Consider the following 17,299-nt stretch of genomic DNA (forward strand, 5'->3'; position numbering starts at 1 on the left):
TTAACTATTCCACTTTTTGTATATAATCGATTGCATTTCTTTATGTATCGCTGGAGATGCAGCAATTATTTCCCTGTCTTTTACATAACTATCTTTGTTACTAAATGTAGTAACACAACCACCTGCTTCTTTCACAATAATTCCTCCGCCAGCAACATCCCATGGGTTAAGGTTATATTCAAAGAACCCTTCAAAACGGCCACATGCAACGTAAGCTAAATCTACAGCTGCAGAACCCATTCTCCTAAGTCCGTGAGAACCTTCCATCATTCCTTTTAATATATTGATATATTGAGGCATTTTTTCAAAATCGTAATAAGGAAAACCAGTAGCAATTAAGCCTGCATTGAGTACTTCCTGTTTAGAAACATGTATTGGTGCACCATTCATATAAGCACCTCCATTTTTCCATGCATAAAAACACTCGTCTAAATTCACTTCCCTTACTACACCAATGCAATAATCGTCTTCTGTAACTAAAGCAATACTTATTGAAAAAATGGGTACACCATGAATAAAGTTAGTTGTACCATCAAGCGGATCAATAATCCAAGTATAACCATTGTTAGAAGGCTTATTTGTTCCCTCTTCTCCAATAAAACCAGCATCAGGAAGTAATTTTGTTAACCCTTCTACAAGCTTGGTTTCAGCAGTTTTATCCACATAAGATACTAAGTCATTAAGACCTTTGTATTCAATTTTAGAGCTATCGAAATGTTTTCTTTCATTAGCGATAAACTGCCCCACTGTTTCAGTTAGTTTTACTACTTTATGAGTGAGTTCTTTAAGGTTGATAGTACTCATGTTTTCTTTGGTATTAAGAATTGATTTATTTGAAAGTAATAATAATCAATTACCTCGTTTTTCTTTACGTTTTTGTCTCTTTTCCTTTCGTTTTTCTTTTCTGAGCTGCTTTTCTTCTTTTGATTTAGTTTTAAAGATATTCTTGAAAAACATTTCTACATCAGTACCTTCTTTATAGTCTTCACAATCCAGCGTATTTGATAAATAATTTGGTAATGAGTCGAAGGGAATAAATGTTGATTTTAACTCAGGATCTTTTTGTGCTTTTTGTAAACTATAGGCAGTAATTGGTAAAGCTAATGTACTACCACTACCATTTCTACCCGAAGAAAAATGAACTTGATTCGTTGCTGCTCCAACTCTTGTAATGATCACTAAGTTTGGATTATAGGTAGCAAACCAGGCATCTATGTAATTTTGTGAAGTACCAGTTTTTCCTGCTAAAGGAAGAGTGACTCCAAAACGATTTTTCATACTACCTCCTGTTCCTTCATTCATGACTTTTTCTAACATTGCTGTCATTTGAAGTGAGGTGCTTTCTTGAATTACTCTGTGAGATTTTGGTAGTTCAGGTGAAGTATAAAGTACTGTTCCATCGGCAGCAGTAATCTCCGTTATCATAATTGGTTCAACATAAAAACCTCCGTTAGCAAAGGCCATATAGGCTTGGGATAGTTCCCAAATACTTGCATCTGTTGTTCCAAGTGCTGTTGATGGAAAGTCTTCTAGCTTTGATTCAAATTGTAGATTATCCCATACCTCCTCTAAAGCTTTAAAAGGCACGTTATTGTAAATTCTTACGGTGGGAATATTTAATGACATTGCCAGTGCTGCAGCCATAGAATACATTCCTCCAGTAGTTTTACTGTAGTTACTTGGTTTCCATCCTTCTTCATTTTCATCGATTTCGTTTCTGATGTATTTGCATGGATAAAAACCATTTTCTAGCCCAACAGCATATAAGATAGGCTTAAATGTAGATGCCAATTGACGCTTTGCCATCACTTGATCATAAGGGTGACTTTGGAAATCTATACCCCCTACATACGCTTTTACTTCTCCTGTTTGGGGATGAATACCTAAATACCCAGCATGTAATAGCAATAGTTCTTTTTTGATACTATCCTTTACCGAAAGCATTTCTACTTCGTTTCCTTCCCAAGTGAAATATTCCTGTTTAGTCTCTTTATTTTCAACATTAAGTTGATCGAATCGGGTGTTGACTAAATGTTCTAATTCTTTCTTATACTTCTCAGCTTTGTATTGTTGATATAATTCTTGCTGCTTTTCTTTTAATTGCTTTTCTAATCCATACAATGCATACCTCTGCAATTTTGCATTTAGTGTAGTATGAATTTTTAATCCATCTGCTTCTAAATCATAATGGGTGTCATTACTTAAATTATATTCAGTGATGATAGATTGTGCCTTTATTTTTACTTTTGATAAGAAGTAATCTGCAATGCCATCATTTTCTTTATTGGCATAATCTAATTCTAATGGTAGTTTCGTTAAGGAGTCATATTGATCTTTCTTAATGTATTCGTATTTCATCATTTGATGTAAAACGACATTACGTCTCTTCAAAGCATGTTCTGGATAAAGCCTAGGATTGTAATAGGTATTGGCTTTGAGCATTCCAATCAAAATTGCTGCTTCTTCAATTTTTAAATTACTGACATGTTTATTGAAAAAACGTTGAGAAGCAGTTTCAATACCATAAATGCTTTCTCCGAAAGGGATGGTATTTAAGTAAAGTGATAATATTTCATTTTTACTATAAAGACGTTCCAATTGTTGGGCAGTTTTGATTTCACCTGACTTATTAATTAGCATAGAAAAGATACCATAGTCTTTTCTGCCAAACATATTCTTTGCTAACTGTTGAGTGATTGTACTACCACCACCACTACTTTTATTCCCTAATAGGACACTTTTAAAAAGCACTCTAAGAACACTTCTAGAGTCAACACCTTCGTGTTCATAATACCGTGAATCCTCTGTTGCTACAAGGGCGTCAATTAAAACTTTAGGAAGTTCATCAAAGTGAGTTGCGGTACGGTTTTCGTGAAAAAATTTCCCTAATAACTCTCCATCTTCAGAAAAGATCTCTGAAGCCTCATCATTTTGGAAATTTAATATCTCTTCATCAGAATAAGAGGGGCCTAAATAGCCACCAAGAAATAATATCAAAATACCAAATCCAATGATTAAAACACTAAGTAGACTTATACTTATTATTTTATAATGTCTTTTGATAAATGATAATGTATATTGAAAGTATTGATAAATGGGATTCATGTTGAATCGTTGTTTGTTATTTAGTTGAGTGGGGGAACTAACTGAACAAAGTTAATAAAAAAATGATGATAGACTGAGAATAACAGTGTGCAAATAGTTATTAATGTTTAAACAAATATGAAACTTAATGTGGCTAACTATAGTATTTTTAATACATAGAAATATAATATAGAAGATGAAAAAAGTATTAGTAATAAACGGTTCTCAAAAATTTATGCACTCAAAAGGTGCTTTAAATATAGCTATTTCAAAGTTTTCTGTGGATTACTTAACTAATCACCCAGGAGTGGAAGTACAATTTACTCACATCGATAATAAATATGATGTTGAGGAAGAAGTAGCAAAGTTTGTTTGGGCTGATGTTATCATTTACCACACACCAATTTGGTGGTTTTCTATTCCATTTAATTTTAAGAAGTACCTTGATGAGATACTTACAAATGGAGAAGGGAAAATATACAACAGTGATGGTAGACACAGAGTGGAACCAAAATTACACTATGGTACGGGAGGTTTATTAAAAGGAAAAGAATATATATTAACCACATCATGGAATGCACCTGAAGAAGCATTTACTTTAGAAAATGAATTTTTTGAAGGACATTCTGTAGATCAAGGTCCGATGTTTGGATTCCATAAAATGAATCAATTTATTGGATTAAATAACGCCTTTTCTTATCACTTTTATGATGTGATGAAAGATCCACACATAGAAGAAAACCTTGAAGAATATAAAGGTCTTTTAGATCAATATTTTGGCGTTTAGCAAGTTGATATTCGATCATCAAAATTGATATAAAATAAAATAGCCAATGTTTCAAAGAGAAACATTGGCTATTTTTATAAGTCTTATCTAAAATTACTTTTTAGCAGCAGCTAACTGTACACAAACAGCTAAAACTCTTGTTGCTAATTTAATCTCACCCATAGAAGGTAGAGTTGGAGCAATTCTGATATTTTCGTCTTTTGGATCGTTCTTGTAAGGGAAAGTCGCTCCAGCTGCAGTTAATTTAACACCCGCTTCAGCAGCAAGTTTAACTACTTCTTTTGCACATCCTTTAGGAACATCTAAGCTAATAAAGTAACCGCCATTTGGTTTTGTCCAAGAAGCAATACCTTTACCACCTAATTCTTTTTCTAAGATTTCATCCACAGCCTCAAATTTTGGAGCGATGATCTTAGCATGTTTCTTCATATGTTTTTCAACACCTTTCATGTCTTTGAAGAAACGAGTATGTCTGATTTGGTTTAATTTATCTGGACCAATTGTAGACATAGATAAATGTCCTTTCATCCAATCAATATTTACCTTAGCAGCACCCATTGCAGCAACACCAGCACCTGCAAATGAAATTTTAGAGAATGAACCAAAGATAAGTACTCTATTTTCAGTACCTGCTTCTTTAGCTAGATCTAAAATGTTCTCTAACTCATCTTGTTCTTTTGATAAGTGATGAACTGTATAAGCATTGTCATACATGATACGGAAGTCTTTAGCAGCAGTTTTCATAGTTGCTAAACGCTTTACCGTTTTCTTCGAACAAGTGATACCAGTTGGATTAGAATATTTAGGAACAACCCAAATACCTTTAATTGCTTTATCTTCTGCTACAAGCTTCTCAACAACATCCATGTCTGGACCTTTAGAAGTCATAGGAACAGTGATCATCTCGATACCGAAATGTTCACAGATAGAATAGTGACGGTCATATCCTGGAGAAGGACATAAGAACTTTACTTTTTGCTCTCCCCAAGGTTTTTTGCTTTCAGGGAAACCATGTGTTACGGCATGAGAAATAGTGTCATGCATTAACGTTAAAGAAGAGTTGCCACCAACAATTACTTCATCAGTAGAAGATACTTCCAAGAAATCTTTAAAAATTTCTTTCATTTCTGGAATACCATCTAAACCACCATAGTTACGAGTGTCAGCACCTGCAACTGTTTTATAGTCTTTAGAAGTTACAAGATCAAGCATTGGTAACGAAAGGTCTAGTTGTTCTACACCCGGTTTACCTCTTGTCATATCAAGTGCTAATCCTTGTTCTTTGTACTCTTGGTACTTTTTCTGTAATTCTTTTTTTGTTAGTGAAGCCATTGTCTAGGATGATTTTTAATCTTCTAAAACATAAGTTTGAGTATGTTGAAATGATACTTAAAATAAGTATCTGAAGTTATTTTCAAAATACATTCAAACTTAGAGGTTATTTTTTAATATTTAAATTATTTCGTCAATAATTTATAAGATACTTAAAACAAGTAGTTGATAGTAACGAATTTGATAAATGCTGTTTTTTTTGTAACAACCTGAGTTCGTCGAACTCAGCATTACAGAGAAAGGTAGATTCATAAAAAAGAGGTGTTATTGTAATAATCAAGAATAACGTGATTTTTACAACAACACCTCCATAGGGCTAAGACACCCAAATATTAAATTTTACCAATCATGATAAATGCTCCCCAATATTTTGGTTCAGGGTATTCTTCACGTAAAACTTTTTTAGCCATAGCAAAAGCATCTCTTTTATTATGTCCTTCTTTTAACCATAAATGGTAAAAGTTGATCATTAATTTTTGAGTGGCCTCATCAGATACTTCAAATAAACTCATGATAATGTTATCTGCACCTGCTACCAAGAATGCTCTTTGTAGACCATAAACTCCTTCACCTACTTTATTATCACCTTTACCTGTTTCACATGCAGATAAAACAACTAATTCTGTATCATCAAAATTAAGGTTCATTGCTTCATAGGCTGTGAGTACACCTTCTTCTTTATTGAATGCATACACATTATCATTTTCCATTAAATCACCGGCGTTAGTTAATAATAAGCCAGATCTTAGTAGAGGGTTTATATCTTGTTGTGTATTGAATAAAGATTTTGTGTTATCACTTTCTAAATCATCTAAGAAGAAACCGTGTGTTGCAATATGGAATACTCTAGGTGAATCCATTTCTTTAACGGCTGTTTCTGTAGCATCTTTATGAAGAAATACTTGATCATTAGTGTGATCCTCTGTAGATAGTAATTTATCTAATGCTTTTATTTCTTCGTATGTACCTGGTAATTGAGTAATAGGACGAACAGTGTAAGTATTGTATTCACTTGGTTGTAAGTCTTTGTAGAATACAGGATTACCAAATAGAGAAACGTTCCTATTTCCACCTTTATCAGTTTGTGGTGACAATACTTCTGCTGTAGAACTTGTTAATACAATATTATTCTGATCGATAATATAAGTTCCTTTATCTAAGTCAACAGGAATTGATTCAAGATTGATTTGATTATAAACACCATCTGCACAGAAATATACTTTGGTGTCATCTCCAATCACTTCATTAATAGGTTTCCAGAATGCATTATAAGATTCATCATCTGGGAAGCCGAAGATTAAATTATTTTTATAATAACCAAGTCCTTCCTTTTCAATCCTATTTCCATTAGGAATTACTTTAAAGATTGGAGAGGATTTAGTTTTTGGAGTTAATATTAATGCAGCATATGTAATTGAGTCTGTAAATACATTTGTAAAGTTTCTGTATCGAATAATTTCTACTGCAGCTTCTCCTTCTTTTAATCCTTTTTGGATGTCTCTCCAAGAGACTTTATCGTTTATTCTATCATTAAATACACTAGATCTAGTACTTAATTCTTTTTCTAATGTATTGATCTCTTTCTCTAAGTTTTTGATATTGATACCATCTTCCAAACGTTGTTCGATAGACATCGCAAAGACTTTAGTCAATAACTCTTTTTTCTCTACCCATTCTTCAAAATCTTTAATTAAAATAGAATCACCACTATTTTGAATCTGATTTCTAATTTTTACGGATGTACTTAATAACAAAGGCTTAGTTTGAAGTGCATAATCATACATCTTACCGTATAACTTTTTCTTCTGATAGGTCTGAGTTAATGAGTAGAAGTAGTTGTAATCATTTTGGATAGATTTCCAATACTTCGCTTTTTCCTTAGAACTTAATGTTGGGAAGTATTCTCTGATAAATATTTCATTCTGATCTAAAGCAATATTGGCATACTTCAAAGCTTTGTTGTACGAACCATCTGCATAATAAGCTTGAGATCTTTTTAAGGTAGATTTTACATAAAGAGGATGGTCTTTGGTGAAAATCTTACTATATATTCTCTGAGATTGGTTATAAAAATCTTCTGCCTGACCATAAAATTCTCTTTTCATTTCAAGGTCACCTAATAATGAAGTGATCTCTGCAGTATTTGTATTGTTCTCTGTACCAAGTTTTTCAATCCATATTGCATTCGCTTCTTTTAAAAGGTCTTCCGCTTCGGTATATTTTCCTACTTCAATTTGAGCAAGAGCAAGGTTTTTTAATGTAATGGCAAAAACAGGATTATCTTTCCCTAACTGAACAGCAACAATATTAACGGCATCTTTGAATAAGTGCATTACTTCTTCTGCAGGGTACCCCATATATAGACCAATTAAGGCTAAATTAGTGTAACCTTTGGCTACCTCAGTATGTCTTTCGCCATAGACCTTTTTGCTGATTTCTATTTTCTTTTGCGTATACTCTTGGGCCATTTCATAGTTACCCATGGCAATAGCAATTTCAGATTTTACTTCCAGAGGAGCAATATCTTGTTTTGTTTCTTCACCAAATACTTTTAGACTAATATCATGAGCATCTTGTGCGATAGAATCTGCTTTAATGTAATCACCTTTTAAATAAGAAAGTCTTGCTAATTGTGTATAAGGAACAATGAGTAATCTACTTTCTTCTCCAAACCTAGCTTTTCTGTGTTCTATAGATTTTAAGATGACACGTTCTGCATTAGAGAAATATTCTTTCTTTAAATAAATTTGAGCTTGAGTATCTTCAAATGTAGAAGAAGTTACTTTATCAGGAGAATTTTTAGATAATCTATTGGCTCTACTTAAGTTGTTAGAAGCTACATCATATTGACCTGTAAGAACTTGGAATCTTGCCGCCGTTTCTAATGCAGTAGCATGCACAACGTTTTGAGTACCTTTTCTATAAGTATGACTATCATATAAGTTAAGCATTTCAGTAATCTGAGCATCTGCGTCGGTATATTCACCAAGGTCAATAGCAAATGCCGCAGAACCTTGTAAACCATTTATGTATTCAAGGTGATCAGTACCGTAATAATCAGCATAAGCTTTTTTGATAGAAGCACTTAAAGCAGCAGCTTTTTGAGTGTCACCCATCAGTGAATAATAATTAGCTCTTTCTTTTTCTGCTTGAAGTCGCTTATAATGATGTGGACTTAAGCGCTCTTCTATAATTGGAAGATGTGTCACAAATAATGAATCTGCTTTTTCAAACTGATCAGAATGTAAAGTAAGGAATGTTGCTTCGTCTACTTTTGCAATATGATAAGCTAAAGAGGCCTCACTGTATACTTTTTTTGTAGAGGTAACATAATTATTTAGTGCTTTCTGAGCGACTTCTTCTTCTTCTAATGCTAAAGCAACTTTATATAGAAGTTGATTAATAAGGATATATTCTCTATGATTTTTAGGAAGTTGACCTTCATTAAAAATGTTCTCTAAAGTTTTTCCTGCTCTTTGAAAATTACCTCTTAGGTAATCGTCTTTTGCATCTAAACGATTAGAACATGATTGTTGAATACTATTTTTACCAAAATAAAGAGAAGTATTGGTATCAAAATCCCATTGTGTTTTTTCACCTTTATAATGGAAACGTTGCCAAGCATAATAATCAACTAAATCTTCCTGTATCTTAAAATACAGTTGATGACTAATACCTAATACTCTTTCTGCTCTGTAAATATTTTTTTCGAGCATCTTTTTAGGAAGAATAGGATCAATTTTACTTTCTATAAGATTGAGCGTTCTCTCATGATAATTGGCAATATAACTCTCATCATCTTTTCTGATGTTTGCTTCAATCCAAGATTCCGTAGATAGTAAAGAACTATCTGCGGCAGCATAATCACCAGTTAAGCGAAGTAACTTTCCTTCTAATGTTTTTGATAATGCGAAGCCTCTTTTTAAACGCTTCTTTTCTCTGGCAGAAAAGACAACATCTTCGTGTTTATTCGATCTTGATTTATAAAAGACTTGTGAAGAACTTGAGTAAAATTCTTCCGCTAATTTTTGATATTCAACGAGAGCTAATTGAGCACTATCATAATAACCTAGAGACAAGTATAATTCAGTTTGTACCTGATACTTTAAGAGATCATCATCTTTAGCCCTTTCACTTATAGTTTTTACTTTTGGATCACTATTGATAATCTTCAAAGCTTTATTGTACATCGCTTGAGCCGTAACCACATCACTATATTCTAAATAAAGTTCAGAAGCTCTCAGCAAATTATAGGCATAACCGAAAGAAGCATTTTTTCTGTTTTTAGAGATTTCAAGAAAACCGGCTGTGGTTTCTTCAAATTCCGCCAAATTAGAAAGTACTAATTGATATTTTGCTCTGTAGTATAAAAGATCTATTAAAGCTGAATCTCTTTTTTTTGCAACAATTAAGGCTTTATCATTCCATTCTAATGCCTTTCTGTATTCACCATCATCAGCATATTTTTGACTAATCTTTAATAGATTGTCAATCTTATTGGTTACACGATCTGCTTTTGCAGTAGACACATTCAAAAAAGTAATAATACAGCAAAAAAGAAATGAGTATAGTGATTTTATCATAGTAAATTTAGAAGCTTGAGTATATTAGAATTCAGAATAAATATAGATAATACCTTACAAATGTAAATAAATTTTAACAGAATCTGAATGATGTTATGATTTGAAATGAATAAGATGCAAGAATAACAATAAATTTGTAATAAAATTTTATATTTACATGAAATACGATGAAAAGTAGTTTGCAAAAAAAGTATTTTACTACGAATTTTGTTAATTACTAATTAACATATCTGATTTATTAGACTGATTACAGAAGAAGATACATATAAATATGAATGAATATTATAACAGTGCGTATAAACCACTTTTAGCCATAGATTGTGTAATTTTTGGATACGAAGACGGAGAGTTGAAAGTTCTTTTAACTAGAAGAAAGCAAGAGCCTTACAAAGGTGCTTGGGGTCTAGCAACAGGTTTCCTTCACTTTGGAGAATCTTTAGATTATGCAGCCGAACGTGTACTTAAAAAACAAACTGGTTTAGATAGAATCTATATGGATCAGTTAAGTACATATGGAGAAGTGGATCGTGACCCAGTTGCACGTGTAATTTCTTTGGTATATTATTCATTAATTAAAGTAGAAAGTCAAAACGAAGAGATTTTGGAAAAGAACCAAGCACAATGGTTCTCAATTACTGCTTTACCTAAATTAATGTTCGACCATGAAACTATGATTCAAATGTCATGGGGTAAATTGAGAAGAAAATCAAGATACCAACCTATTGGATTCGAATTATTACCAGAAAAATTTACTTTACCAGAGCTACAATCACTTTACGAAGCGATTCATCAAAAACAATTTGATAAGCGTAACTTTAGAAAGAAAATATTAGCTACTGGATTGCTTAAAAAATTAGACGAAAAACAAAAAGGAGTGTCTAAAAAAGGTGCTTACTATTATGTTTTCGAAGAAGGTAAATATGACGAGTTGATTTCTCAAGGATTCAACTTCGAATTAAAATCTATGGCTTTTGGTTCATAGAAATAAAAAAGGTACTGAATAACTTCAGTACCTTTTTTATTCACCTACTTTTTCTTCCTTTCCTAAAAATTTGGGTTTTGTTTTGAGGACATACAAATCAAGAAACATTTTAACTCTTGCTAAAATTTCTCTGTACTTTACCCAATACCCTTTATGGAATGGAACATCTTCTGCAGCGTATCCATAAGCTTCAATGCCATGATACCTTGCTATATAGATAGCTCTTTCAATATGAAATTTTTGAGAGATAATGATAAACCGATCCTGACCAAAAACTTCTTTTGCTCTCACAACAGAATCTAATGTTCTAAATCCTGCAAAATCCATCACAATATTTTTTTTGGAAATACCTTGTTTAACCAAAGCACTTCTCATTTTCTTAGGCTCATTATAATTTTTTGTACGATTGTCTCCACTTACAATCACAAATTCAATATCATGCTCTCTTAATAATTTAGTAGCAGCTTGTATTCTGTTGATGAAATAAGGGTTTGGTGCTCCACTTTGTAAATAATTACTAGTCCCCAACAATAATCCCGTTTTACATGATACCGACATATTATCATGTTCCAAGATAAACGGAGCACTTTTTTCACTCACATGTTGGTTAATGTAAATGGCAGTAATAGTAAAGAGTAGTCCTGAAACAATACTCCATAAAAAAATATATTTTCCTTTAATTCTCATAATTGAAGTACGAGTTTAAAGATTAAAGCTGAAAACACAAAACATCTATTCAATTAGATTTAAAATTAGTTATAACACAATTAAATGTGTTTTTGGCCTAAAAAGAGCAGACTATAATCTGCCTTGAAAGATTTTCATAAATAGCATATGCGACATGTTACGTGCCCTAGATTTTAAAGTGTCTGCGTTAACTCCTTGGAAATGTTGATCTAATGTATTAAACCACAATTGTAACCAATGGCCAAAATGTTTTTGTTCAATACTTGATATTTTATCAACTGACTGATGGGTGACTACAGGGTTTCCCTTGTATTTATTGACTGAAAATAAATTACTTTCCCAAAAGTCATACATTATTGGTAAATGTTTATCCCAATCAATTTTTATTTGTTCATTAAAAAATGGACCTAATGTAGGATGTTGTTTTACCTTATCATAAAAACTGTTGACCAGTAGGATGATGTCTTCTCTATTTTCTAAATCTTTCATATTCTAAGTTTGTTATCCACAATTTAACCCAACTATTCTCGAGATAAAAGTTTAAAAATTAATCTTTTTTGATAATAGATTGTACACCTATTATTATAAAAATAATTGAAAATAGTATATTGAGTAAATATGGAATGTTATTTATCTAGTTTTAAACCTATGTTTAATGGTAAATGAAATTCTATTGACATTAAATAAAGTTAGACCAATTATGTAGTCAGGAGCTGCCTAGCTTCTAAAGTAAGTTAAATATTCATTAATAAACTTTAATAGGTTGGTCGAATTAACAACAAACGGGGTTTATTATAGTGAACCTTTTTATATAAAATTACTCTATGAAAGTTTACATTAAATTATTTGTCATTTCATTATTCTTTATATCTCACTTCTCTACCGCTCAAAATTGGATGGGAGAAGGGATGATGTATGCCCAAAAAGGAGAAATTGATAAGGCTATAGAGTCTTTTTCAAATGAAATTGATTTCAATTTAATGAATGAGGTCGCTTATCTAGAGCGTGCTAAATTGTATATAGCGAAAGGAGATTTAGATAAAGCTTTTGACGATGCAGATCAAGCGATTACTATTAATGCTATGCAACCTGCGGCATATTACCTTAAAGGATATGTACAATTAAGTAAAGGAAATAATGCAGATGCCATAAATAGTTTTACGGCTTCAATACAAGTAGATTCTGCATTTGTCAATTCTTATATATTTAGAGCAGAAGCTTACTCAAATACTGGTAATTATTCAGGAAGTATCAAAGATTTTGATAAAGCAATACAGCTAGAACCTAATGTTGGTATGTATTATCATCGTCGTGCGATTGCTGAGTTACAGATGAAAAAATTAGAATCTGCTAAAAAAGATTTTGCCAAAGCTACTTTATTTGAAGTAGGACTAATTGATGCCTATACTCATTTATCAGAAATATATGTTCAGGAAAATAAATTTGATTCCGCTATTGTAGTAATTGATAAAGGTTTAATTGTAAGTCCTGATAATATTAAATTATTAAGCCTTCAAGGCGATGTTTTTGTTCATGCTATGAGATATGAAGATGCATTATATGCTTACAGTAGAGCATTAGAAATTCATCCTGATTATGCTTACGCACATTGTAGAAGAGGAGAGTTGTACCTCAAAATGGGTAAATTACAAATTGCCGAAGAGGATTTTAATAAAGCTGTAGAATTAGCACCAAAATATAGTTATGCCTTTTATCAAAGAGGATTATTACACGCTTATCAGAAAAGATTTATAACTGCAATTAGTGATTTTGATTCGGCGTTAGTTTATACACCGAATTATTATTCGGCACTCCTAGAAAAAGCAAAATCACAATTGGCCGTTAGAGAGTTTGATCTTTGTATCTCTACTTTAGAGGAAGCCAAAGCTATCAACCCCAACGAAGCATATCTTTATTCACTTTTAGGAAATGCATATTTAGCCAAAAAGGAATATAAAGCATCCAAAGAGGCGTTTACTAAAGCAATTAATTTATCACCAAAATATGGTTATGCTTTACAACAAAGAGGATATGTAAACTTCTTAATGAAGGAATTCGATAAAGCATTAGAAGATTTAGATCATTCTATTTTATTGTCATCTAACACTGCAAAAGTTTACTCTTACAGAGGAGATGTATATATGGCCAAAGGGGATTTTTCTGAAGGATTAAAAGATTATAATAAAGCACTAGAATTATATCCTGATTTCTCTTATGTTTTACATCAAAGAGCCTGGGCATTTATTAAGCAAAACCAGTTTGACGATGCTTTAAATGACTTCAATAAATTGAATAACATCGGTAAGTCAAAATATGTAGATCTTTATGGACAAAGTATCGCATACATGGAGAAAGGGGAGCTGAGTAAATCTAATGATGTACTTCAGAAAGCAATAGATAAATATCCATCTTATTCTTCTGCTCATGTATTAATGGGATACAATTATGCTATTCTTGGAAATAATACCAAGGCAGAACAAAAGATAACTGATGTTGAAAACTTAAATAAAAATATACCTGAATTAACAGGTGTAAAAGGAATTGTTGCTTTTAATTCGAAGAATTATAAGAAAGCATTAAAGTATTTCAATTCAGCTTTAAAAGTAAACCCAGAAGATAAGCGTTTGGTGTATTACAGATCAATGACTTTCACAAAATTGGGGAAACCAGATAAAGCAGCTAAAGATTTAAAAAAGGCAGAGAATTTAGGTTTTGTACAACAAGATCATGATTTATCTGTCACTACTTTAAAATAAGGACTACTTAAACAACTTTCAAAATATTAAGGTTATCTCAGGAATGAGTTAGCCTTTTTATTTTATAAGGAGTAGAGGGTTTTCATTTTTTATCTCATAGAAGTATACGACAAAGCATACAGATCATGTAAACAAAATAAGTCTTCTTCTACAGTATATAAACCCAGAGTTGAACGTCTTGGTTTTCCAATAGCCTAAGTAATATTAGTTATTGAACTAAGGTTAATCAATCAACATGTCTTTCCATGATTAATGTTCTATAAATAACTCTTTATTCTACTGACACAACATCATTATACACCTCTGGATACACTATCATTCATCATAAAAAAAGAGTTGTATCACTCAAATGGTGCATACAACTCTTAGATTAATGTTTTTTATTTGCTTTAATATTATTTAGTGATCTCTATTTTATGGTTAGGTATATCTCTTTCCATCATCGATGGTGTAGATAAAGTATAATGAGATAATAGTTCTAATGCATTATTAGGTAATTCTGATAAAACATCTTGGGACTCTTCTTTATTTTGATTAGAGTAGACGAAGAATACCGATCCACCTTTTATGGTATTAATTACTTGTTTATGATCTTTGTAAGATAGGGCAGGGCATCCAAAACTACGACCTAAATATCCATTTTGATGCACAAATGATTGAGACACATATTTTGCAGCATGTATAACAATTGCTCTCTCTCTAGCTTTACTATTGATGTTTTTTTGAAGACCATCTAATTTTAAAGACAAGCCATATTTCCCAAAGTAAGTTTCAGCGGCACTGTAAAAACCACAACTTGATTGTTTAGAATTTTTGGTATTGCTGAACTTATCAGCATAGAGCATTCCTGAATTTCGTCCGTGAGCCACTAAAGTATTCATTAATAGAACGCCTTTTTTGATGTCTATCACATACAAACGTTTATTTGTCGAGGGTTGTGAAAAGTCAACTATACTTAAAATTCGAGTATTATTAATCTTATCATTACTAAGAAGATTTAAATATCCTGTTAATCCCTGAGCAAAAGCTTGAAAAGATAGACCATAATCTTGTAACTTAGCTTTATGATATAATGATTGTATTACTTCTGTTGTAGCCTCATCACGATATTCAACCAAAGGTTGTGTAGCAAATATGTTAGTTAGGTTAAAACAGATCAGAAAAACTGAAAGTAATAACGATTTATATTTGAAATTCATTCTAATAACAAGTGTTTTTTTAGTTTATACGGTAAAAGTACAAAATGTTATGAGAATGTTTATTATAATTAAGTTAATATCTTATTATTATTTATCTATTCTAAGTGTTTGATTTATAGGTGGATGTAGTTTAATAATAAGGCTTTTGAATTTGGTTTTTATTTTGACCTATAGATAATATTTTTGAATTGGAGTTAATTACTAAATATATATCCCTTTTACTTACAAGTGCCATAAAATTTTTATTTGGTCCAATTGTAGGATTTAGTGCTGGCTTAAGTATAGTTGAAACAATAATACTTACTGTATTTGGTATGATGTTGACTGTTGTGTCATTGACTTATGCCGGAACAGAAGCAAGGAAAAAAATTATGCTATGGCTTAATAAGGGAAAGGATAAAAAGCTTTTTACAAAACGTAACCGTCTTATTGTCAATATTTGGCAAAAGTATGGGATGATGGGAGTTGCTTTTTTTACTCCTTGTTTATTTGGACCACCCATAGGAATGTTGATAGCATTATCTTTTGGAGCTAAGAAAAGGAAAATTATTACTTATATGTTTATGAGTGCCGTATTTTGGGCAATTGTCATGAACGTAGCAATATATTATTTTGGTGATTACCTTAGTTTTATCTTAGAAACTGAAACACCATCAAATAACTAGAGAACAAACAATGGCTTTTGATTTTCATAAAGACAAAGAAGTTTATTTTAATATACAAACGGATAACGCAAATAAATACGTCTTACCTTTTATTGAGCAATCCTTACCTATTACCTCTTCCTTAAGAGTATTGGAAGTAGGTTGTGGAGAAGGGGGTGTTCTCAAAGCATTTCTCGAAAAAGGATGTTTTGGCGTAGGTGTTGAATTAAGCCTACCTAGAGTGGAATTGGCAAATGTGTTTCTAAAAGAATACATAGACCAAGGAAAAGCACAGATTATAGGAAAGAATGTTTATGATATAGATGTAGACAAAGATTTTGAAGACAAGTTTGATTTAATTGTATTGAAGGATGTTATCGAACATATTCCTGATCAAGAGAAAATCATTCAATACTTCCGTTCTTTTTTAAAGGAGCACGGTAAAATATTCTTCGGTTTTCCTCCTTGGCAAATGCCTTTTGGAGGACATCAGCAAATAGTAGAAAGTAAGTTGCTATCTAAACTTCCATATTACCATTTACTCCCTTCGCCTATATATAAATTCATATTGGATAGGGGAAATGTAAGCAAAGGTCTTGTAAGGGAACTGATGGATATAAAATCTACAGGAATCTCATTAGAAAGGTTTGAAAGAATATGTAAAGAACAGAACTATAGCGTTCTGGAAAAAACACACTTTTTTATAAATCCCATCTATGAATATAAATTTGGGTTAAAGCCTAAAAAGAAAATCCCGATTCTAGGAGATATTCCTTGGTTAAGAAATTTCGTAACCACTTGCGGATTTTATTTAGTAGAGAAAAATAAGATTTAATTATAAAAGATTAAATCAAAATTGATATAAAAAAAGAAAGACCTAGGTGGCATTTGCTACCTAGGTCTTTGATTAAATTCACTATATTTAATAACCCTGATTGTTATTTTGTAGGTACAAAAGCACCTGTTGAAATAGTTAAGTCCTCAGATTTGATAATTCCTTGACTTTCTCCAACATACTCAAACTGAGCATGTATTTGATAGAAACCTTCCGTTTTCGGTATAAATTTAGTAGAGAAGTTCAATTCTTTTTGACCTTCATTAGTTGGTACTTTACCAATTAAATCAAACGATATTACTTCTCCAGTTTCTTCATGTGTAAACACTAAAACAGCATTGTTGTAATATCCATTAGGAGTATAAAGCTTAGTGTTTACGGTATTTTCTTGATCAATCACAAAGGAAAGG

At 31.8% G+C, this 17,299-nt stretch carries 13 protein-coding genes; 5 read left to right on the top strand and 8 right to left on the bottom strand.

All coding sequences use genetic code 11. The features are described from left to right. Together NH26_RS18940 and NH26_RS18945 are read right to left on the bottom strand one after the other, a co-directional pair. Positions 1–804: an inositol monophosphatase family protein gene (locus NH26_RS18940; RefSeq protein ID WP_139263172.1), complete on the bottom strand. Its 804-nt coding sequence runs from the start codon at positions 802–804 to the stop codon at positions 1–3. A gap of 45 nt (positions 805–849) precedes the next feature. Beyond that, positions 850–3,105, bottom strand: coding sequence for a transglycosylase domain-containing protein (locus NH26_RS18945; RefSeq protein ID WP_052432005.1), 2,256 nt, complete (start codon positions 3,103–3,105; stop codon positions 850–852). A gap of 175 nt (positions 3,106–3,280) precedes the next feature. Here NH26_RS18945 and NH26_RS18950 point away from each other — a divergent pair, with 175 nt between their 5' ends. Beyond that, positions 3,281–3,871, top strand: coding sequence for an NAD(P)H-dependent oxidoreductase (locus NH26_RS18950; protein WP_044223564.1), 591 nt, complete (start codon positions 3,281–3,283; stop codon positions 3,869–3,871). 93 nt (positions 3,872–3,964) lie between these two features. Here NH26_RS18950 and NH26_RS18955 read toward each other — a convergent pair whose 3' ends face one another. Both NH26_RS18955 and NH26_RS18960 read right to left on the bottom strand, forming a co-directional pair. Then, positions 3,965–5,203, bottom strand: a complete 1,239-nt coding sequence (locus NH26_RS18955) for an aminotransferase class I/II-fold pyridoxal phosphate-dependent enzyme (RefSeq protein ID WP_044223567.1) — start codon at positions 5,201–5,203, stop codon at positions 3,965–3,967. 332 nt (positions 5,204–5,535) lie between these two features. Next, positions 5,536–9,732 carry a CHAT domain-containing protein gene (locus NH26_RS18960; RefSeq protein ID WP_044223569.1) on the bottom strand — a complete coding sequence of 1,399 codons (4,197 nt, stop codon included), beginning with the start codon at positions 9,730–9,732 and terminating at the stop codon, positions 5,536–5,538. Positions 9,733–10,057: 325 nt separating this feature from the next. Here NH26_RS18960 and NH26_RS18965 point away from each other — a divergent pair, with 325 nt between their 5' ends. Continuing rightward, complete coding sequence (locus NH26_RS18965) at positions 10,058–10,768, top strand: NUDIX hydrolase (RefSeq protein WP_044223571.1); 711 nt, start codon at positions 10,058–10,060, stop codon at positions 10,766–10,768. 36 nt (positions 10,769–10,804) lie between these two features. On the opposite strand, the gene NH26_RS18970 is transcribed toward NH26_RS18965, so the two are convergent. Next, complete coding sequence (locus NH26_RS18970) at positions 10,805–11,455, bottom strand: SanA/YdcF family protein (protein ID WP_044223574.1); 651 nt, start codon at positions 11,453–11,455, stop codon at positions 10,805–10,807. 111 nt (positions 11,456–11,566) lie between these two features. Next, entirely contained in the window at positions 11,567–11,944 is a 378-nt protein-coding gene (locus NH26_RS18975; protein ID WP_044223576.1) for a group III truncated hemoglobin, read from the bottom strand. A gap of 335 nt (positions 11,945–12,279) precedes the next feature. Between NH26_RS18975 and NH26_RS18980 the strand changes: the two genes are divergently transcribed. Further along, positions 12,280–14,211, top strand: coding sequence for a tetratricopeptide repeat protein (locus tag NH26_RS18980; RefSeq protein ID WP_044223577.1), 1,932 nt, complete (start codon positions 12,280–12,282; stop codon positions 14,209–14,211). Between the two features lie 395 nt (positions 14,212–14,606). Here NH26_RS18980 and NH26_RS18985 read toward each other — a convergent pair whose 3' ends face one another. Further along, complete coding sequence (locus NH26_RS18985; RefSeq protein WP_044223579.1) at positions 14,607–15,410, bottom strand: murein L,D-transpeptidase catalytic domain family protein; 804 nt, start codon at positions 15,408–15,410, stop codon at positions 14,607–14,609. A 188-nt stretch (positions 15,411–15,598) separates the two neighbouring features. Here NH26_RS18985 and NH26_RS18990 point away from each other — a divergent pair, with 188 nt between their 5' ends. Together NH26_RS18990 and NH26_RS18995 are read left to right on the top strand one after the other, a co-directional pair. Then, positions 15,599–16,075, top strand: a complete 477-nt coding sequence (locus tag NH26_RS18990; RefSeq protein WP_044223582.1) for a hypothetical protein — start codon at positions 15,599–15,601, stop codon at positions 16,073–16,075. A 10-nt stretch (positions 16,076–16,085) separates the two neighbouring features. After that, positions 16,086–16,889 carry a class I SAM-dependent methyltransferase gene (locus NH26_RS18995; RefSeq protein WP_044223584.1) on the top strand — a complete coding sequence of 268 codons (804 nt, stop codon included), beginning with the start codon at positions 16,086–16,088 and terminating at the stop codon, positions 16,887–16,889. Positions 16,890–16,992: 103 nt separating this feature from the next. Here NH26_RS18995 and NH26_RS19000 read toward each other — a convergent pair. Continuing rightward, a partial coding sequence (locus NH26_RS19000; RefSeq protein WP_158021964.1) for a hypothetical protein occupies positions 16,993–17,299 on the bottom strand: 307 nt, incomplete at its 5' end.

It is taken from the genome of Flammeovirga pacifica (genome assembly GCF_000807855.2).
Lineage (GTDB): Bacteria > Bacteroidota > Bacteroidia > Cytophagales > Flammeovirgaceae > Flammeovirga > Flammeovirga pacifica.

What these genes read in the sequence shown, in the direction of transcription:
- NH26_RS18980 (WP_044223577.1), top strand. Translation starts at nt 12,280, where the DNA reads ATGAAAGTTTACATTAAATTATTTGTCATTTCATTATTCTTTATATCT.
- NH26_RS18950 (WP_044223564.1), top strand. Translation starts at nt 3,281, where the DNA reads ATGAAAAAAGTATTAGTAATAAACGGTTCTCAAAAATTTATGCACTCA.
- NH26_RS18965 (WP_044223571.1), top strand. Translation starts at nt 10,058, where the DNA reads ATGAATGAATATTATAACAGTGCGTATAAACCACTTTTAGCCATAGAT.
- NH26_RS18945 (WP_052432005.1), bottom strand. Translation starts at nt 3,105, where the DNA reads ATGAATCCCATTTATCAATACTTTCAATATACATTATCATTTATCAAA.
- NH26_RS18995 (WP_044223584.1), top strand. Translation starts at nt 16,086, where the DNA reads ATGGCTTTTGATTTTCATAAAGACAAAGAAGTTTATTTTAATATACAA.
- NH26_RS18985 (WP_044223579.1), bottom strand. Translation starts at nt 15,410, where the DNA reads ATGAATTTCAAATATAAATCGTTATTACTTTCAGTTTTTCTGATCTGT.
- NH26_RS18955 (WP_044223567.1), bottom strand. Translation starts at nt 5,203, where the DNA reads ATGGCTTCACTAACAAAAAAAGAATTACAGAAAAAGTACCAAGAGTAC.
- NH26_RS18940 (WP_139263172.1), bottom strand. Translation starts at nt 804, where the DNA reads ATGAGTACTATCAACCTTAAAGAACTCACTCATAAAGTAGTAAAACTA.
- NH26_RS18975 (WP_044223576.1), bottom strand. Translation starts at nt 11,944, where the DNA reads ATGAAAGATTTAGAAAATAGAGAAGACATCATCCTACTGGTCAACAGT.
- NH26_RS18970 (WP_044223574.1), bottom strand. Translation starts at nt 11,455, where the DNA reads ATGAGAATTAAAGGAAAATATATTTTTTTATGGAGTATTGTTTCAGGA.